The organism is Pseudomonas sp. BO3-4 (assembly GCF_034044115.1).
Lineage (GTDB): Bacteria > Pseudomonadota > Gammaproteobacteria > Pseudomonadales > Pseudomonadaceae > Aquipseudomonas > Aquipseudomonas alloputida.
In genome coordinates this window covers 2,486,627-2,505,564 of the sequence record NZ_CP139018.1, presented here as the reverse complement: position 1 = coordinate 2,505,564, position 18,938 = coordinate 2,486,627, and the positions used below count along the sequence as shown (strand labels likewise).

General features: G+C 64.3%; 17 protein-coding genes. 10 read left to right on the top strand and 7 right to left on the bottom strand.

The window, feature by feature from the left end:
* Positions 1-68 precede the first annotated feature (68 nt).
* The 6 genes from glcD to REH59_RS11650 all read left to right on the top strand — a co-directional run bounded on the left by glcD (position 69) and on the right by REH59_RS11650 (position 6,259).
* On the top strand, positions 69-1,568 hold the full coding sequence (glcD, locus tag REH59_RS11675) for a glycolate oxidase subunit GlcD (RefSeq protein WP_003256158.1): 1,500 nt from the start codon (positions 69-71) through the stop codon (positions 1,566-1,568).
* Complete coding sequence (gene glcE / locus REH59_RS11670) at positions 1,568-2,620, top strand: glycolate oxidase subunit GlcE (protein ID WP_014859094.1); 1,053 nt, start codon at positions 1,568-1,570, stop codon at positions 2,618-2,620. The genes glcD and glcE overlap by 1 nt, the downstream gene beginning before the upstream one ends.
* Before the next feature lie 9 nt (positions 2,621-2,629).
* Entirely contained in the window at positions 2,630-3,865 is a 1,236-nt protein-coding gene (gene glcF, locus REH59_RS11665; RefSeq protein ID WP_014859095.1) for a glycolate oxidase subunit GlcF, read from the top strand.
* Positions 3,858-4,256, top strand: a complete 399-nt coding sequence (locus REH59_RS11660) for a heme-binding protein (RefSeq protein ID WP_012051956.1) — start codon at positions 3,858-3,860, stop codon at positions 4,254-4,256. The genes glcF and REH59_RS11660 overlap by 8 nt, the downstream gene beginning before the upstream one ends.
* 139 nt (positions 4,257-4,395) lie before the next feature.
* The gene (locus REH59_RS11655) at positions 4,396-4,734 is read left to right on the top strand and encodes a hypothetical protein (protein ID WP_004576022.1); all 339 of its coding nucleotides are present in this window, start codon (positions 4,396-4,398) and stop codon (positions 4,732-4,734) included.
* 91 nt (positions 4,735-4,825) lie between these two features.
* Positions 4,826-6,259, top strand: a complete 1,434-nt coding sequence (locus REH59_RS11650; protein ID WP_014756217.1) for a PLP-dependent aminotransferase family protein — start codon at positions 4,826-4,828, stop codon at positions 6,257-6,259.
* On the opposite strand, the gene REH59_RS11645 is transcribed toward REH59_RS11650, so the two are convergent.
* Positions 6,252-7,448: a CynX/NimT family MFS transporter gene (locus tag REH59_RS11645; RefSeq protein ID WP_014859096.1), complete on the bottom strand. Its 1,197-nt coding sequence runs from the start codon at positions 7,446-7,448 to the stop codon at positions 6,252-6,254. The two genes, REH59_RS11650 and REH59_RS11645, sit on opposite strands and share 8 nt — an antisense overlap.
* Positions 7,449-7,649: 201 nt before the next feature.
* On the opposite strand from REH59_RS11645, the gene REH59_RS11640 reads away from it, so the two are divergent.
* Entirely contained in the window at positions 7,650-8,087 is a 438-nt protein-coding gene (locus REH59_RS11640) for a carboxymuconolactone decarboxylase family protein (protein ID WP_014859097.1), read from the top strand.
* Between the two features lie 174 nt (positions 8,088-8,261).
* Here the strand turns inward: REH59_RS11640 and REH59_RS11635 are convergent, their stop codons facing one another.
* Positions 8,262-9,350 carry an AraC family transcriptional regulator gene (locus tag REH59_RS11635; protein ID WP_004576025.1) on the bottom strand — a complete coding sequence of 363 codons (1,089 nt, stop codon included), beginning with the start codon at positions 9,348-9,350 and terminating at the stop codon, positions 8,262-8,264.
* 168 nt (positions 9,351-9,518) lie between these two features.
* Between REH59_RS11635 and REH59_RS11630 the strand changes: the two genes are divergently transcribed.
* From REH59_RS11630 to REH59_RS11620, 3 genes are read left to right on the top strand one after another with little or no spacing between them, the layout of a single operon-like run.
* A complete protein-coding gene (locus REH59_RS11630) occupies positions 9,519-10,703 on the top strand; it encodes an acetyl-CoA C-acyltransferase family protein (protein ID WP_014859098.1) in 1,185 nt (394 codons plus the stop codon).
* A 13-nt stretch (positions 10,704-10,716) separates the two neighbouring features.
* The gene (locus REH59_RS11625; protein ID WP_003256174.1) at positions 10,717-11,565 is read left to right on the top strand and encodes a 3-hydroxybutyryl-CoA dehydrogenase; all 849 of its coding nucleotides are present in this window, start codon (positions 10,717-10,719) and stop codon (positions 11,563-11,565) included.
* A 12-nt stretch (positions 11,566-11,577) separates the two neighbouring features.
* Positions 11,578-12,159 carry a TetR/AcrR family transcriptional regulator gene (locus REH59_RS11620; RefSeq protein WP_014859099.1) on the top strand — a complete coding sequence of 194 codons (582 nt, stop codon included), beginning with the start codon at positions 11,578-11,580 and terminating at the stop codon, positions 12,157-12,159.
* A 48-nt stretch (positions 12,160-12,207) separates the two neighbouring features.
* On the opposite strand, the gene REH59_RS11615 is transcribed toward REH59_RS11620, so the two are convergent.
* Genes REH59_RS11615 through REH59_RS11595 form a run of 5 tightly spaced genes read right to left on the bottom strand, consistent with a single transcriptional unit; the run spans position 12,208 to position 18,707 of the window.
* Complete coding sequence (locus tag REH59_RS11615) at positions 12,208-12,585, bottom strand: response regulator (RefSeq protein ID WP_003256176.1); 378 nt, start codon at positions 12,583-12,585, stop codon at positions 12,208-12,210.
* 44 nt (positions 12,586-12,629) lie between these two features.
* Positions 12,630-13,856 (bottom strand): hybrid sensor histidine kinase/response regulator, encoded by a 1,227-nt coding sequence (locus REH59_RS11610; RefSeq protein WP_014859100.1) that lies wholly within the window; start codon positions 13,854-13,856, stop codon positions 12,630-12,632.
* Positions 13,850-14,425 carry a chemotaxis protein CheB gene (locus tag REH59_RS11605; protein WP_014859101.1) on the bottom strand — a complete coding sequence of 192 codons (576 nt, stop codon included), beginning with the start codon at positions 14,423-14,425 and terminating at the stop codon, positions 13,850-13,852. The genes REH59_RS11610 and REH59_RS11605 overlap by 7 nt, the downstream gene beginning before the upstream one ends.
* Complete coding sequence (locus tag REH59_RS11600; protein WP_003256179.1) at positions 14,422-15,243, bottom strand: CheR family methyltransferase; 822 nt, start codon at positions 15,241-15,243, stop codon at positions 14,422-14,424. The genes REH59_RS11605 and REH59_RS11600 overlap by 4 nt, the downstream gene beginning before the upstream one ends.
* A complete protein-coding gene (locus tag REH59_RS11595) occupies positions 15,240-18,707 on the bottom strand; it encodes a response regulator (protein WP_265536636.1) in 3,468 nt (1,155 codons plus the stop codon). The genes REH59_RS11600 and REH59_RS11595 overlap by 4 nt, the downstream gene beginning before the upstream one ends.
* Positions 18,708-18,938: the final 231 nt, after the last annotated feature.

Genomic DNA, 18,938 nt, shown 5'->3' with positions numbered 1-18,938 from the left:
GCTAGCACGCGCACGCTGCATCGGTGACCGCTTCGCCAACAACAACAAAAACCGTTGCGAGTGAGCCAATGAATATCCTGTACGACGAACGCGTCGATGGCGCGCTGCCCAACGTGGACCTGGCCGCCCTGTTGCAGGCGCTGCGCGATGCCCTGCCGGATCTTGAAATCCTGCACCGCGATGAAGACCTCAAACCGTACGAATGCGACGGCCTGTCGGCCTACCGCACCGTGCCACTGCTGGTGGCGCTGCCCGAGCGCCTGGAGCAGGTGCAGACGCTGTTGAAGCTTTGCCACCAGCGCGGCGTACCGGTGGTTGCGCGTGGCGCCGGTACCGGCCTGTCTGGTGGTGCCCTGCCGCTGGCCAAGGGCATCCTGCTGGTGATGGCGCGCTTCAACCGTATCCTCGAGGTCAACCCGCAGGGGCGTTACGCCCGCGTGCAACCGGGTGTACGCAACCTGGCCATCTCCCAGGCCGCCGCACCCCATGGTATGTACTACGCACCCGACCCTTCCTCGCAAATTGCCTGCTCGATCGGTGGCAACGTCGCCGAAAACGCCGGTGGCGTGCACTGCCTCAAGTACGGCCTGACCGTACACAATGTGCTCAAGGTGGACATCCTTACGGTCGAGGGCGAACGCCTGAGCCTCGGCAGCGATGCCTTGGACAGCCCCGGCTTCGACCTGCTGGCATTGTTCACCGGCTCCGAAGGCATGCTCGGTATCGTCACCGAAGTCACTGTCAAGCTGCTGCCCAAGCCCCAGGTGGCGCGGGTGATACTGGCCAGTTTCGACAGCGTCGAGGACGCCGGCCGGGCAGTCGCCGACATCATCGCTGCCGGCATCATTCCTGGCGGCCTGGAGATGATGGACAACCTGGCGATCCGCGCCGCTGAAGACTTCATCCATGCCGGCTACCCGGTGGACGCGGCGGCGATCCTGCTGTGCGAACTGGATGGCGTGGAAGCCGATGTTCACGACGACTGCGCGCGCGTCGCCGCCGTGCTGACCCAAGCCGGGGCCCGCGAGGTGCGCCTGGCCTGCGACGAAGCCGAGCGCGTTCGCTTCTGGGCCGGGCGCAAGAACGCCTTCCCGGCCGTGGGGCGCATCTCCCCGGACTACTACTGCATGGACGGCACCATCCCGCGCCGCGAGTTACCACGGGTGCTCAAGGGCATCAGCGACCTGTCCGCGGAGTACGGCCTGCGGGTGGCCAATGTGTTCCATGCCGGCGACGGCAACATGCACCCTTTGATCCTGTTCGATGCCAACCTGCCCGGCGAGCTGGCGCGTGCCGAAGCGATCGGCGGCAAGATTCTGGAACTGTGTGTGAAGGTGGGCGGCAGCATCACCGGTGAACACGGCGTGGGGCGCGAGAAGATCAACCAGATGTGCGCGCAGTTCAACAGCGACGAAATTACCCTGTTCCACGCGGTGAAGGCCGCCTTCGACCCCCAGGGCCTGCTCAACCCCGGCAAGAACATTCCCACCCTGCACCGCTGCGCCGAATTCGGCGCCCTGCACGTGCACCAAGGGCAACTGCCCTTCCCCGAGCTGGAGCGCTTCTGATGAGCATGGAGCGCGACATGAGCCAGACGCTGTTGGAGCAGGTCAACCAGGCGCTGAACGAAGGTACGCCGCTGCGTATCCAGGGCAGCAACAGCAAAGCGATGCTCGGCAACCCGGTGGCCGGCGAAGTACTCGACACCCGCAACCACCGCGGCATTGTCAGCTACGACCCCACCGAGCTGGTACTCACGGCCCGCGCCGGTACCCCCCTGCGCGAGATCGAGGCCGCCCTGCACGAGGCCGGCCAGATGCTGCCCTGCGAACCACCCCACCTGGGCCCCGAGGCCACCTTGGGCGGCATGGTCGCGGCCGGGTTGTCTGGCCCGCGACGGCCGTGGGCCGGGTCGGTGCGCGACTTTGTACTGGGTACACGGGTGATCACCGGCCACGGCAAGCTGCTGCGCTTTGGTGGCGAGGTGATGAAGAACGTCGCCGGCTACGATGTGTCACGCCTGATGGCGGGCAGCTTCGGATGCCTGGGGCTGCTGACCGAGGTTTCTTTGAAAGTGCTGCCACGGCCGCGCCTGTGCCTGAGCCTGCGCCTGCCGATGGGCCGCAATGAAGCGCTGGCCGAGCTGGCCGAATGGGGCCAGCAACCGCTACCGATCAGCGCCGCCTGCCATGACGGCGAAACGTTGTACCTGCGCCTGGAAGGCGGCGAAGGGTCGGTGCAATCGGCACGCCAGCGGTTGGGGGGCGAAACGCTCGATAACCGCTTCTGGAGCGACCTGCGCGAGCAGCGCCTGGCGTTCTTTGCCGACGCCGCCCCCCTGTGGCGCCTGTCCGTACCCACCGTCACCGGCGAGCTGGACCTGCCCGGCCAGCAACTGATCGACTGGGGGGGTGCCCAGCGCTGGCTCAAGACCTGCGCACCGGCGCAGGCCATTCGCGACCAGGTCGCCAGGGTGGGCGGCCACGCCACCTGCTACGCCCCCGGTGCAGCCAGCAGCCCGCCGCTGCCGGTTGCACTGATGCGCTATCACCGCGCCCTCAAGCAGCAGCTCGATCCCCAGGGGGTGTTCAACCCTGGTCGCCTGTACCCGGACCTGTGAGGCCAGCCCATGCAAACCAACCTTAGCGAAACCTCGCGCCGCCTGGCCCGCGCCGACGAAGCCGAGCGCATTCTGCGCACCTGCGTACATTGCGGCTTCTGCACCGCCACCTGCCCCACTTACCAGTTGCTGGGCGACGAACTCGACGGCCCTCGCGGGCGCATCTACCTGATCAAGCAGATGCTCGAAGGCGAGCCGGTCACCGCCAGCACCCAATTGCACCTGGACCGCTGCCTGACCTGCCGCAACTGCGAAACCACCTGCCCATCGGGGGTGAAGTACCACGACCTGCTGGACATCGGCCGCGCAGTGGTCGAGCAGCAGGTGCCACGCCCACTCGGCCAGCGCCTGTTGCGCCTGGGCCTGCGTGCGGTGGTGCCGCGCCCGGCACTGTTCAAGGCCCTGACCCGCAGCGGCCAGGCGCTGCGCCCGCTGCTACCGGCCTCACTCAAACGCAAGTTGCCGGCGCAGGTAACCACACCCGGCCAGCGTCCGGCAGTGCGCCATGCGCGCCGGGTACTGATGCTGGAAGGTTGCGTGCAGCCAGCCCTGTCACCCAATACCAATGCCGCGGCTGCGCGGCTGCTCGACCGCCTGGGCATCAGTGTGCAACCCATCCTGCAGGCCGGATGCTGTGGCGCGGTGGACTATCACCTGAATGCCCAGGAGCAAGGCCTGCAGCGGGCGCGGCGCAATATCGACGCCTGGTGGCCCGCCATCGAAGCGGGTGCCGAGGCTATCGTGCAGACCGCCAGCGGCTGCGGCGCGTTTGTCCGCGACTATGGCCACCTGCTGGAGAAAGACCCCCATTACGCTGCCAAGGCCGCACGGGTCAGTGCACTTTCCCGCGATCTGGTGGAAATCCTGCGCGATGAGCCGATCGAACAATTGGCCCTGTGCGCCGAACAGCGCCTGGCCTTCCACTGCCCATGCACCCTGCAGCACGCACTGAAGCTGGGCGGCGCGGTAGAGGCGTTGCTGACACGGCTTGGCTTTACCCTGACCTCGGTGCCCGATGGCCACCTGTGCTGCGGCTCGGCAGGCACCTATTCGCTGACCCAACCTGAACTGTCACTGCAACTTCGCGACAATCGTCTGAATGCGCTGGAAAGCGGTAAACCGCACCTCATTGCCACAGCCAACATAGGCTGCCAGGCCCACCTCGACGGAGCTGGACGCACGCCCGTGCGCCACTGGATCGAAATCGTCGAAGCCGCCTTGAACCCGGAGCCCGCCCATGCTTAGCAAGTTCGTTATCGGCCAGACCGAAATCGCCCGCGTACTGACCGCCGCCCGCCAGGAAGCCCAGGCCCGCCAATGGAGCGTGACCATCGCCGTGGTCGACGACGGCGGCCACCCACTGGCCCTGGAACGCCTGGACGGCTGCGCACCGGCCAGTGCCTACATTGCGATGGAAAAGGCCCGCACCGCCGCACTGGGGCGCAAAGAGACGCGGGATTATGAAGACATGGTCAATGGCGGCCGCACGGCCTTCGTGACCGCCCCCCTGCTGACCAGCCTTGAAGGTGGCGTGCCGCTGCGGGTGGAAGGCCAGGTGGTGGGCGCCATTGGTGTATCCGGCGTCAAATCCGAACAGGATGCCCAGGTGGCCAAGGCGGGGGCTGCTGCCTTGTAGACCCTGGGGTTCGACCACCGCCCAGCATCTTAAGACGTTTCCTACGCCGCCCTCAGAAGCGCCCTACTTGCTGCCTCTGCCCACAGAAAACATGATCGGCACTGGAGGACGCAAGGTCGCGCCCCAGAGGAGGCTCCGCATGCACCCGTACGCCCGCCCCATCGCCGAACTGCGCAGCAGCCTGCGCGAAATGCTGGCCCATGACATGACCAACCCCGACAACGACCCGCACTTGTCGGGGGTCATGTTCTTCTGCGCCACCGATGAACATTCCCGGCAACTGATCGAACGCATCGAGTTGCTGGCCAGCGAGGTGTTCTTCGACGCGAACGGGCGGGCCATTTCAGAGCATATGAAAGCTTCGGCGGTTGAAGGCGTGCGCATCAAGCGCAACCGCAACGCGCCGGAGGATGAAACCGTGATACGCATTGCCCTGGCAGAAAAAGGCTATATCACTGTCAGCACCGCCCGGCTCTGAGCGGTTTGCTTGGCATCATCGTAGCCTGTGACAAGCACCTGAGTAGCAGCCGATCCGCTATCCTGAGCAATCCTCCGCTCCGGACCCGCCCATGGAACTGCACATTCGCCTGGAGGGCCGCAAAGGCCTGGCCGATCAGCTTTACCAGCAACTGCGCGACGGTATCGACAGCGGCCACCTGGCCGCCGGTACCCAACTGCCGCCCACCCGTCTGCTGGCTGAACAACTGGGCGTATCGCGCAAGACAGTGGCCGAGGCCTATTCGCGGCTGACCTACGATAACCTGCTCAGCGGCGTGGTCGGCCGTGGCACGTTCGTCACCCCACGCCATCCGCTGCGCAGTAACGAATCAGCCACCATACCCCTGGCCGGCGCCGCCTCCCTCGAGCGCTGGCAGCAGCGCGCCACCGTGCTCAGCCAACGCCAGGTGCAGGCGCCATCGCGCTATGACTTCGTCGGGGGTGCTTCGAGCAAGGCACAGTTCCCCTTCGACCAGTGGCGCAGTTGCCTGAACTACGCACTGCGCCGTAGCCAGCGCCACCCCGAGCGACAATTCCCGGCCCAGGGCTTGCCGGAACTGCGCGAAGCCATTGCCCACCACATCGCCTACTCGCGCGGGGTGCACTGCAGCGCAGCCGACCTGCTGGTGTGCAACGGCGCCCAGCAGGCGCTGGACCTGATCGCCCGGGTGCTGGTCGAACCGGGCTGCCAGGTGGCCATGGAAGATCCTGGCTACCCGCCGGCACGGCAATTGTTCCTGGCCCTGGGGGCACGCCTGCAATCGGTGCCGGTGGACGATGAGGGCCTGTGCGTGGAACAGATCGCCGATGGCACCCGGCTGATCTACGTCACACCCTCGCACCAGTTCCCGCTGGGCATGCCGATGAGCGAGCCACGCCGGCATGCCCTGCTTGCGCGGGCCGCCGAGCTGGGTGCACTGATCATCGAAGACGACTACGACTGTGAGTTCCGCTACCACGGGCCAGCCTCGGACGCGCTGCAGCGTCTGGACCGGCATGGGCTGGTCGCCTATGTCGGGACCTTCTCCAAGACTTTGCTGCCCGAGCTGCGCCTGGGCTATGCCGTATTACCACCTGCCGTACTGCAGGCCGCTTGCGTGGCCAAGCACCTTAGCGATTGGCACAGCCCGACCCTGCTGCAGTGGGCGCTGGCGCGCTTCCTTGGCGAAGGCCACCTGAACAAGCACATCCGCCGCTGCCACGAGGTCTACAGTGCACGCCGCGAGCGCATCCTGGCGCGCCTTGGCGGCGATCTGGCACCGTGGTTCAGCGCCATCCCCGCCAGCGCAGGCTTCCACCTCAGTGCCTTGGCTACGCCCGCAGTGGATGTGGAACTGTTGGCCAACCTCGCGCGCAAGGTAGAGGTCGGCCTGTATTCACTGGCACCCTTCTTCAGCGAGGCGCCGGTCCGCCCGGGGTTATTGATGGGCTTCGGCGCCATCGAACTGCTGGATATCGACCCGGCGCTGGACCGGGTACGCGATACCCTGCAACGCCTCAGTTGACCGGTGCGGCCTTGCCGGTTGCGGCCGGCCGGGCGATAGCCGTCGCATAGCCGCGCGGGTTGAAGCACGCCGTCACCAGCAGCATTGCCATCACGGTCACGGTCAACAGCGTCCACGAAGCCTGGAAGTCGCCACTGACATCCCGCAGCCAACCCGTGATATACGGCACGATGCCGGTGATGATAAAGCCGATACCCTGTACGAACGCCGCCAGGCTGCCGGCCTCGGCAGGCGTTTTCAGGTGTTCCAGGGTCAACGTCAGGCACTGGCTGAAGCAGGCACCCAAGCCAAACCCGATCATGGCTACCCAAAGCCCGGAAGCCGCCGCAGGTGCCAGCAAAAGCCCCAGGAAGCCCGCCAGCTGGATCGCCAGCGCCAGCCACAAACCCGGGCGCCTGTCGGCCCAACGTCGCAGCAGCAGCGGCAGGCCAAGCGCACCGAGCACCTGAAAGACGGTCATCAGGCCCACCAGATCGGCACCGCCCTGAGCGCTGCCGCCGTGCTCAATGTGGTAAGCCGGCAACCAGGCCACCATGCTGGTGTAGCCGCCGTTGATCAGGCCGAAGTACAGGGCCAGCAACCACGCCCGGCGGGTGCCGAACCAGTGCCCGCCTGCGGCCCCAGACAGCTTTGGCGCCTCCTGCCTTGGCCGCAGCACGGCCCAGGCCAGCACCGCCAGCACGGCCGGGATCGCCCAAACGCCCAGGCCCGCCTGCCAGTAACCGAAATGGCCGCTGATGTGTGGACCGAGTACTGCCGCCAAGCCGCCGCCGCTCATCAGCGCCGCCGAGTACAGCCCCATCGCCCCGGCCAGACGGCCAGGGAACCAGCGGTTGACCAGCCCCGGCATCATGCCCTGCACCACCGCCACGCCCAGGCCGGCGACCAGCGCACTGGCGATCAGCGCCCAGGCACTGTCCAGTTGCAGGCGCCACAGGCAGGCCAAGGCAATGGCGGTCAGGCCCCCAAGCATGCCGCCGTGCTCGCTGACCCAGCGTCGCAGCCACGGTTGCAACAGGGGCACCAGGCCCATGCACAGCACCGGTAGCGCCGTCAGCAAGGCGGCCTGCTGGTAACCCAGGCCGGTGCTGGCGCGCATCGGTTCGAGTAACGGGCCGATACTGGTCAGGATCGGCCGCAGGTTCAACGCCAGCAGGATCACCAGCAACAGGTTCAGTACAGCGCTCATTGTGAGTCGGTTCTCTTTTAGCAGGAGCTGGCCATTATCCCGGCTCGGCTGGCTTGGCAGAAATGAAGAGATTGGATGCAGGTCAGTGGCCACCTGAATGGACGATTGGCCTCCCGCTTATGCGCAAAATTGGCTATCGGGGTGGCCAATGAGCGGCGCTACAGTAGCGCCATATCCACCCCCACACGCCTGGAGACTGACATGCACAACCGTATCGAATGGGCCAAACACGCGCAGCAAGCCTACAAAGCCATGGTCGGCCTGGAGCAGGCGCTGGCTAACAGCGGCCTTGAAAACTCGCTGCTGGAGCTGATACGCCTGCGCGCTTCGCAGATCAACGGCTGCGCCTACTGCGTCAACCTGCATGCCAACGATGCGCGCAAGGCCGGTGAGACCGAAGCACGCCTGCAGACCTTGTGCGTGTGGCAGGACACCAGCTACTTCACGCCGCGTGAACGTGCTGCGCTGGCCTGGGTCGAGAGCCTGACCCGCTTGCCAGAACAGGGTGCGCCGCAGGGGCAATATGAAGCCCTGCAGGAACACTTCGAGCCGGCCGAGGTGGCCAACCTGACCTTGGCAATTGCCACCATCAATGCCTGGAACCGGTTCGGCGTCGGCTTTGCCATGGTGCCGGCCTGATCCTTTCGGGTGGCCTGTGCAGGCCTATTCGCGGGCAAGCCCGCTCCTACAATTCTACGCCCTGTAGGAGCGGGTTTACCCGCGAACACCGGCAGAGCCGGTGCCATCCACCGCGTTGGTTCTTCGCGGGCATGCCCGCTCCCACAATTCTGTGCGTGCCCTGTAGGAGCGGGTTTACCCGCGAACACCGGCAGAGCCGGTGCCATCCACCGCGTTGGTTTCTTCGCGGGCATGCCCGCTCCCACAGGTAGAACGCAGGCCGGCCAGCCGCGCCCGGTAGCTTCCAGGGCTCTGCCCGGTCCACTTCTTGAACGCCCGGTGGAAGGCACTCGGTTCCTGAAACCCCGCCTGCTCGGCAATTTCGGCAATGCTCAACGCGCCTTCGCGCAGCCGCTCGAAGGCCATGGCCCGGCGCACTTCATCCTTGATCTGCTGGTACGAACGCCCCTCCCGCTCCAACTGCCGGCGAAAGGTACTGGCACTGACCCCCTGCTGCTGCGCCAGCGCGGCCAATGTCGGCCACTGTCCATAGCGCAATGCCCGCAGGTGCCGATACACCTCAGCCACCAGCCCGTTCTGATTGCGAAAGCGGATCACCAGGCCCTGTGGCGCACTGCGCAGGAAGGTCTGCAAAGCCGCCCGGTCCTGCACCACCGGCAGGCGCAGGTAAGCGCTGTCGAACTCCACCTCGGTGCGTCCGCTGCCCAGGCGCAGGTCCGGCCCCCACAGCAGCAAGTCGTCCTCCTGGGCCGGGCGCGACACCGCGAGCTCCGTGCGGTCGATGGCAATCCGCCGCCCGGCCAGCCAGCACAGCATGCCGATCATCAGCACCAGGTAGGTTTCCTCGGCATAGACCCGGGTCAATGGGTCGGCAATGTTCGACTGCACGCTGATCAGCGCCCGCCCGCCACGTACCGTCAGGCTGCCACGCAGGTCACGCAGGAACAGGCCGAAGCCCCCCATGCACTGGCGCAAGGCCTTTTCCAGGTTCGGCTCGAGGATCAAACCCCGGCAGATCAGGGCAAAACTGCCCAGCGGCATGCCGTGGCTGTCGAGGCCAAAGAACTCATCGTCCAGGCGCTGGATCAACGCCAGCCACAGCTGGGCGAACGCCTTGGCCGGCACCCGCGCCTGAGGCTGATCGAGCAGCTGCGGGGCAATGCCCACCGCACGCAGCTGGGCATCACGCTCGGCGGGCGTGTCGCGCAGGGCGTGGAGCATGGCGTTGAGGAAGTACACGGCGACTGAATCGCTTTCGCGCATGGCGGTTTTCGCTGTCTATGCTGAGTGGCAAAAAGTGCCAGGTTGTTTGAACAGATCCGGCATAGGCGGCAACAGAGCCTTTGCCTAGACTCGATCCCACTCCGGGGCCGCCCACCATTCTCGCAGAGCCTGGCCCGGTCCCGCCACGCCTTCGCAATCGGAGCCCTCATGAGCAGCGCAGAAATCTACGTCGTCAGTGCCGTCCGTTCAGCCATTGGTGGCTTCGGCGGTTCCCTCAAGGACCTGCCACTGGCCGACCTGGCCAGCGCCGTGACCCGCGCCGCCATCGAGCGTTCGGGCCTGGCCGCCGAGCAAGTCGGCCACCTGGTGATGGGCACGGTGATCCCCACCGAACCGCGTGACGCCTACCTGGCACGGGTAGCGGCAATGAACGCTGGCATCCCCAAGGAAACGCCGGCATTCAACGTCAACCGCCTGTGCGGGTCTGGCCTGCAGGCTATTGTCTCTGCGGCCCAGGGCCTGTTGCTGGGCGACACCGATGTGGCCGTCGCAGCCGGCGCCGAATCCATGAGCCGTGGCCCTTACCTGCTGCCACAGGCGCGCTGGGGTGCACGCATGGGTGACCTGCAAGGCATCGACTATACCGTCGGCGTGCTGCAGGACCCGTTCCAGCACTTCCACATGGGCATCACCGCCGAGAACGTTTCGGCCAAGCACGGCATTACCCGCGAAATGCAGGACGAACTGGCCCTGACCAGCCAGCGCCGTGCCGCGCGTGCCATTGCCGAGGGCCGCTTCGCCAGCCAGATCGCTGCGCTGGAGCTGAAAACCCGCAAAGGCAGCGTGCAGTTCAGTGTCGACGAGCATGTGCGTGCTGATGTGACCGCCGAACAACTGGCCGGTATGAAGCCGGTATTCAAGAAAGACGGCACCGTCACCGCCGGCAACGCCAGCGGTATCAACGATGGCGCCGCCGGCCTGGTGTTGGCCACCGGTGACGCGGTGCGCCGCCTGGGCCTGAAACCGTTGGCACGCCTGGTGGGCTATGCCCACGCCGGGGTGGAGCCCGAGCTGATGGGCCTGGGGCCGATTCCGGCCACCCGCAAAGTGCTGGAAAAAACCGGCCTGAACCTACAAGACCTGGATGTGATCGAGTCCAACGAGGCCTTCGCTGCCCAGGCCTGCGCCGTGGCCCGCGAGCTGGGCTTCGACCCGGAAAAGGTCAACCCCAACGGTTCGGGCATTTCCCTGGGCCACCCGGTGGGTGCCACCGGTGCGATCATCGCCACCAAGGCCATCCATGAGCTGCAGCGCATCCAGGGCCGCTACGCCCTGGCCACGATGTGTATCGGCGGTGGCCAAGGCATCGCCGTCGTGTTCGAGCGCGTCTGAGGGAGACTGACACATGAGCATTGAACAGATCGCCGTGATCGGCGCGGGCACCATGGGCAACGGCATTGCCCAGGTGTGCGCCATTGCCGGCTACCAGGTGCTGCTGGTGGATGTTTCCGACGCAGCGCTCGAGCGCGGCGTGGCCACCTTGAGCAAGAACCTCGAGCGCCAGGTCAGCAAAGGCACCCTCGACGCCGACAAGGCCGCAGCCGCCAAAGCACGCATTCGCACCAGCACCGACTACACCCAGCTCAGCGCTGCACACCTGGTGATCGAAGCGGCTACCGAGAACCTGCAGCTCAAGCAGCGCATCCTGCAGCAGGTGGCAGCCAACGTTGCCGCCGACTGCCTGATCGCCACCAACACCTCGTCGCTGTCGGTGACTCAACTGGCCGCCAGCATCGAGCACCCCGAGCGCTTCATTGGTGTGCACTTCTTCAACCCAGTACCGATGATGGCGCTGGTCGAAATCATTCGTGGCCTGCAGACCAGCGACAACACCTACGCCCAGGCGCTGGTGGTGACCGAAAAAGTCGGCAAGACCCCGATCACCGCCGGCAACCGTCCGGGCTTCGTGGTCAACCGCATCCTGGTGCCAATGATCAACGAGGCGATCTTCGTGCGCCAGGAAGGCCTGGCCAGTGCCGAGGACATCGACACCGGCATGCGCCTGGGCTGCAACCAGCCGATCGGCCCGCTGGCGTTGGCCGACCTGATCGGCCTGGACACCCTGCTGGCGATCATGGAGGCCTTCCATGAAGGCTTCAACGACAGCAAGTACCGCCCTGCTCCGCTGCTCAAGGAAATGGTCGCGGCCGGCTGGCTGGGGCGCAAGAGCGGTCGCGGTTTCTTCACCTACTGAGGACCAAGCGCCATGCCCCCGGTCAATGCCGCAATGCGCTGTGCCAACTTTGAGGAGCGACGTGACCGGGCCATGGCATTGTTTGCCGAAAAGGGCTTTGGCCAGGTCAGCATGCGCGAGCTGGCGGCCCATGTGGGGCTGACCGCCGGCTCGCTGTACCATCACTTTCCCAGCAAGCAGGACCTGCTGTACGACTTGATCGAAGAGTTGTATGAAGAGCTGCAGGCCACCCTGGACCAGGCCCGCCGGGCCATGGCCCGGGGGACATCGGCATTGAGCTGCCTGATTGCTGCGCACTGGCAGTTGCATGCCGAACGGCCGCTGCAGTTTCGGCTGGCCGAGCGGGATTTGTGTTGTTTGAGTGAGGCGCAACAGGCGCACCTGGCATCGTTGCGCAAGCGCTATGAGGCGGGTTTGCTGCGCTTGATCGCACCGCAAGCGAAACTGCCGGGGCAAGCGTTGGACGCTACAGCGCATGTACTGGCGACGTTTCTCAACCAGCTGCCGGGGTTGCTCAAAGCACTGCCTGAAGCGCAAGGGTTGGAGCTGATGGAAAACTTGCTGGTCGGCGGGATTGAGCGGACGCTGCGATAGCCTGCAACGGCCTCCTCGCGGGTTTGCCCCGCGAAAAGGCCGGATGCCTCAGCGCAACAGCGACTGGATCTGCTCGTGCAAGGTATCCAGGTCAAACGGCTTGGCCAGGATAGGTGCCTTGCGGGTGATCGGGCTGCCAGATTCGAGAATCTCCGCCGGGTAGCCGCTGATGAAAATCACCTTCAGGTCGGGCCGCAATTTCACCGCGGGCTCGGCAATATCCACCCCCGAGATCCCCCCCGGCAAACGGAAGTCTGTCACCATCAGGTCCAGGTGCGGTTTGCTGGCCAGGATGGCAAACGCCTGCTCGCCATCCTCAGCCACCAGGACGTGGTACCCCTCACCCGCCAGGTAATCGCGCAAAATCATGCGAATCGCCGGTTCATCCTCGACGACCAGAACCACATCTTGTGCATCTTCACTCATGTTAACGCCTTGAAATACTTACAGTTGGCCATCAGACCCCAGGCTTACACAGAGGTTGCCCGCGCCTGGTCGTTTTGTTCTTTGAATATTGCCATCGGCAATTGCAGGGTGAATGTGGCACCCTTGCCCTCCTCGCTTTCAACCTGTATCCGGCCACCGTGTGCCTGGACGATCTGCTCGGAGATGTACAACCCCAGGCCCAACCCTCCGCTGGCCTGCTGGGCAGAGACCCGCTCGAACTGCTGGAAGATCCGCTGCTGGTTGACGGCGCTGATACCGATGCCGTGGTCCTGTACCTGCACCCAGGCCATGCCGCCCTGCTCGAACACCCGTACCTGCACCGGATTGCGCTCGCCGTAACGCATTGCATTGGACAACAGGTTCGCCACTACTTGTTCAATCCGGAATTCGTCCCACTCCCCCTTCAGCGCTTCGCAACGCTGCAATTCGATGTGTGTGTCCAGGGCCATGGCCTGCGCCGTGAAGTTTTCCACCAGCCCACGCACCAGTTGGCCCAGGTCAAACAGTTTGGGCCGCAGCGACAGTTTACCGGTACGGATGCGCGAAACATCGAGCATGTCCTCGACCAACCGGATCAGGCTGTTGATCTGCCGTTCGTCGCGCTCGACCATGGCCTGCAGCTTGTCGACACTGAAGGCGTCCAGGTTGCCCCGTGCCAGGTGCATCTTGCGCAACTGGGTTTCCAGGATCAGGCCATTGAGCGGCGTGCGCACCTCGTGGGAGACGATCGACATGAAGTCGTCCCGCATGCGCACGGCGTGCTCCAGCTCACACCGTGCCACCTGCAGCTGGCTGAGCAACAGCTCCTGTTCCTGGCGGCTCTGCTCCAGGGCTTCCAGCTGCCGGCCAAGCACCTTGCGCTGGCGGAACAGGTCGACGAACACCGAGACCTTGCTTTTCACCGCCAGGGTGTCGAGCGGCTTGTGCAGAAAGTCCACGGCCCCGCTCTCGTAGCCCTTGAAGGCATAATTCATCTCGCGACCCGCCGCGCTGACGAAGACGATCGGGATGTGCTTGGTCTTGTCGGTACCGCGCATCAGCTCGGCCAGTTCAAAACCGTTCATGCCCGGCATCTGCACATCGAGAATGGCCAGTGCGAACTCGTGCTCGAGCAGCAACGACAAGGCAGCCTCGGCAGACTGTGCCTGGTGCACCTCGCGGTCCTCGCCCTGGATCAGGGCATCGAGCGCCAGCAGGTTTTCCGGCAAGTCGTCGACAATCAGCAGTTTGGCGATGGTGTGGCTTAGCATGCGCTGTATTCCAGGGTCGCGAGCAACTGCCCGATACCGCTCAGAGTAAGAATATGGTCGGGCTGGTGCAGGGCCAGGGCGGCCTCCGGCATCAGGGCAACCTGTGCGTCACGAGGGTCCTGGACAATCGTGCGCCCCCCATTGTTCTTGATGTAGGCAAGGCCCCTGGCGCCGTCTTCGTTGGCGCCGGTAAGCAGCACACCCAGCAGGCTGTCGCCATAGGCATCGGCCGCCGAGATGAACAGGAAGTCGATCGCTGGGCGCGAGAAATGCACCGGTTCTTCCTGGCTCAGCGACAGCGTCAGGTCGCGCTCTACCGACAAGTGGTAACCCGGCCCTGCCACATAGATCTGCCCGCCGCTGATCCTCTCCTTGTCACGTGCCTCGCACACCGGCCGATGCAGCCGCCGCTGCAGCACGCCAGCCAGTTGGCTGTGGCGGTCGTCCGGCAAGTGCAGCACGCAGAGCACCGGTATGGCGAACGTCGATGGCAGCGCGCCGAGCACCTGGAACAATGCCGCCACGCCACCGGCCGAGGCGCCGACCACCACTGCACGTACACCGCTCATGATTTACGGAAGATCCGTTGGGGCTTGACCAGCGGCTCGAAACGATCGCTGTAGGCCGAAAAATCCACCGATTCCTTGCTACCCAGCACCAGGAAACCGCGGTGGCAGAGCGACTCATGGAACAGGCCCAGCGCCCGATCCTGCAGGTCCTTGTTGAAGTAGATCAGCACATTGCGGCACGACACCAACTGGGTCTCGGAGAACACGCTGTCGGTGGCCAGGCTGTGGTCGGCGAAGGTGACATTGTCGCGCAGGCTGCTATCCATGATGGCGTTGCCATAGGCGGCGGTGTAGTACTCGGCGAAGTCTCGGCGGCCACCGGCCAGGCGGTAGTTTTCCTCGTATTCGCGCATGCTCTGCATCGAGTAGATGCCCTGCTTGGCCTTGTCCAGCGAATGCGGGTTGATGTCGGTGGCGTAGATGATGGTGCGCTCAAGCAGCCCTTCCTCACGCAACAGGATGGCCATGGAATACACCTCTTCCCCCGTGCTGCAGCCCGCGATCCAGACCTTGATCGAGGGCCAGGTACGCAGCAGCGGCACCACTTCGTTGCGCACGGCAAGGAAGTGGTCAGGGTCACGGAACATCTCGCTGACCGGGATCGTCAGGTACTGCAGCAGTTGCATGAACATGCCCGGGTCGTGCAGCACACGCTCCTGCAGCGCAGACACCGTCAGGCAATCGAACTGACGCAGCGCGTGGAGGATCCGACGCTTGATCGAAGCGCCGGAATAATTGCGGAAATCGTAGCTGTACTTGAGGTAGATCGCCTCGATCAGCAGTCGGATCTCGATGTCGGTGTTGCGTTCGCTAGTCAAATTCGCTCCAGTTGCGGCAGCCAGACACGGATCAACGAGAACAGGCGGTCCAGGTCGATCGGCTTGGCCAGGTAATCATTGGCACCGGCTTGCAGGCAACGCTGCTGGTCATCCTTCATGGCCTTGGCGGTCACGGCGATGATCGGCAGTTTGCGCCAGCGCGGTTGCTGACGGATCAGGCGGGTGGCCTCGAAGCCGTCCATCTCCGGCATCATCACGTCCATCAGCACCAGGTCGATGTCGTCGTGCTGCTCCAGGCGCTCGATGGCTTCGCGCCCGTTGCGGCCGATTTCGACAATGGCGCCCTTGTGCTCCAGGGCACTGGTCAGGGCGAAGATATTACGCACATCGTCATCCACCAGCAGCACCTTGCGGCCCTCGAACACCTTGTCGCGGCTGCGCGCGGTCTTGAGCATGCGCTGACGCTCGTTGGACAGCTGCGATTCGACCTTGTGCAGGAACAGCGTCACTTCGTCGAGCAGGCGCTCCGGCGAACGTGCGCCCTTGATGATGATCGAGCGTGAGTACTTGAGCAGATCGGCTTCTTCCTCGCGGGTGAGGTTGCGGCCGGTATACACGATCACCGGCGGGAAGGCGCGGATATCCTCGGCGGTCATGCGCTTGAGCAGCTCGTTGCCGAGCATGTCTGGCAGCTTGAGGTCGATGATCATGCAGTCGTAGATGTTCTGGCGCAACAGCGCCAGGGCATCCTGGGCCATGGCCACGGCCGTGATCTCGACATCGTCGTCGCCGATCAGCCGGGCGATGCTCTCGCGCTGCAGGTCGTCGTCTTCCACCAGCAGGATGTGCTTGAGCTTTTGCGTAAGCTTGGCTTCAAGGCGAGCGAACACCTCCTTGAGCTCCTCGCGGCTGGTGGGCTTGACCGCATACCCCACCGCCCCCATGTGCATGGCCGCCTCGACACGGTCTTCCACCGAAATGATGTGCACCGGGATATGGCGGGTGCTGGCCTGCTCCTTGAGGCGCTGAAGGACGGTGAGGCCCGAGTGGTCGGGCAGGCGCATGTCCAGCAGGATCGCATCCGGAATGTACTGGGCTGCCAGCTCGAAGCCTTCGTCGGCGCCATGGGCCACCAGGCAGCTATAGCCCAGCTCATGGGCCAGGTCGAAGAGGATGCGGGCAAAGTTGGGCTCGTCTTCGATCACCAGAATGCAACGGGTATCGAAAGGGGCCCGCTCGCGGTCGTCGGCAAAGGCCGGCGCCGGGCGCATGACAGCGGCGGCCAACGGCGCTTGCGGTGCGGGCGGCAACGCATCGACGGCCGGGCGCAGGCTTTGCGGCTCGACGTCTTCGGCCTCGGCGGCGTAGCGCTCCGGCAGAATCAGGCTGAACACGCTGCCTTGCCCAGGGCTGCTGTCGACATTGATCTGGCCACCGAGCAAATGCGCCAGGTCACGGGAGATCGACAGCCCCAGGCCAGTACCACCATAGCGGCGATTGCTGGTGCCATCGACCTGGTGGAAGGCGCCGAAGATCGCCTGCTGCTGATCGGCCGCAATGCCGATGCCGGTGTCACGGACTGCGAACACGATACCGCTGCCAGCCTGGAAGCTGACGTTCATGCTGACCTGGCCACGCTCGGTGAACTTGATGGCGTTGGACAACAGGTTCTTGAGGATCTGCTCCAGGCGCTGACGGTCGGTGAACAGCGTGACCGGTACCTGCGGCTCGACCTTGACCTCGAAGGCAAGCCCCTTGTGACCGGCAAGCGGCTGGAACATGCCGCGCAAGCCTTCTACCAGGCGCTCGACCTGGGTGGTCTCGGGCCGTACTTCGAGCTTGCCGGCCTCGACCTTGGCGATATCGAGAATGTCGTTGATCAGGTTGAGCAGATCGTTACCGGCCGAGTAGATGGATTCGGCGAACTTGACCTGCTCCTCACTGAGGTTGCCTTCACCGTTCTCAGCCAACAACTTGGCCAGGATCAGCGAGCTGTTGAGCGGCGTGCGCAGCTCATGGGACATGTTGGCGAGGAATTCGGACTTGTACTTGCTCGATCGCTGCAGGTCGTCGGCACGGGCCTGCAGCTCCAGCTGCGCCTGGCTCAGCTCATCGTTCTTGCGGTCCAGCGCTTCGGTGCGATCCGACAACTGCTCGTTGGTCTGCTCGAGTTCGGCCTGCTGGGTTTCCAGATGGGCCTGAGACTCCTTGAGCACCCGTGACTGCTCTTCGAGCTCTTCGTTGGCAGTCTTGAGTTCTTCCTGCTGCACCTGCAGCTCTTCATTGAGTTGCTGGGTTTCGGCCAGCACTTCCTGCAGGCGCTGGCGATAACGGGCGCTCTCGATCGACATGCCCAGGTTGCCGCCGACCCGCTCCAGCAGCTCTTCATCCCGTTCTTGCAAAGGGCGCAGGAAACCCAGCTCGATCACCCCGTTGATCTGCCCGTCTTCGGTCGCCGGCATCAGCAATGCACTGCGCGGCAAGCCACTGCCCAGGCCGGAACTGAGGCGGTAGTAGTCTTCGGGCAGATCGTCCAGGCGCAGCAAGCGGCCTTCGCGGACCGCCTGGGCCAACAGGCCATGGTGGTCCGACTCAACCTGCTCGCGGGCCTGCGCTTCGGTACTCAGGCCATAACAGGCCACACGCACCAGCCGGCCATGCTCGTCGCGCACGTACACGGCGCCCACCACGCTGCCCAGATAAGAGGCAAAGAAGCGCAGGATGTTCTCGCCGAGCATGGGCAAGGTCAGCTGCCCGAGCACCTGCTGCGCCAGCTGGGTCTGGCCGTTGCGTAGCCAGGCCTGGTGCTCCAGGCGCTGCGCCGAACGCTGCTGGGCCTGCAGGTTTTCAGCGTAGTTGGCCGAAAGTGCCAGCAGGTCACGACGGCCCAGGTAGGCCAGCAATGCACTGAGACCGACAATGAACAGCACGAAAGCCGAAATCGCCGTCACGGTGACGGTACTGACTTTTTCGGTACGGGCCATGCGCAGTTGTTGTTCGGTAATGATCAGGTCATCGAACTCCTTGCGGATTTCATCGGTGATGCGCTTGCCCCGGCCATTGCCGATCGAGGCCTGGTAATCGCCCTGGCTGCGGCGCAGGCTGATCATCTCGTTACCGAAGTCGTTCCAGGCCCGCTGCAAGGCCATCAGCCGGTCAATACGGTCAACCTGCTGCGGGTTGTCCTCGACCATGCTGCGCAGGCTTTGCAGGCTGCCGAGAATGCGTGGCTTGGCCACCTCGTAAGGGTCAAGGAAGCGCTCGTCGCCCGTGATCAGGAAGCCGCGCATGCCCGTTTCCATGTCGATCGAGAGCTTGACCGTTTCGTTGGCGTTGCCGATCACCCGGTCGGTGTGCTCGACCCACTGCATGGCCGAAAGCAGGTAGTTGATCACCGCGACGAAGGCCACGGCCCCGAGCAGGCCAACCCCCAGGGGGAGACCGATGTTACGGCTCAACAGCTTGCGAAAGCTTCGCTGGTCCATCGAGGCTGCTTGAATCATGAGAAAACGCCCGAGCTAGAAAAGTCCATTGAAAAGAGTGGCCGATCAGTCGTTATTGTTATCTGCCACTGCGCTGTCCTGATAAGCGAGTCTAACCAGCTTTCACGGGTCTGGCAGGGCATTTAGCCAGTATTTGAAGGTTGCATTCGGCAATCGTTCCATCTATTTGCATGGAGCGGTATCCTCGGGAACTTCTGATGCCGCGCGGTGCACAGATTAAAGACACTCATT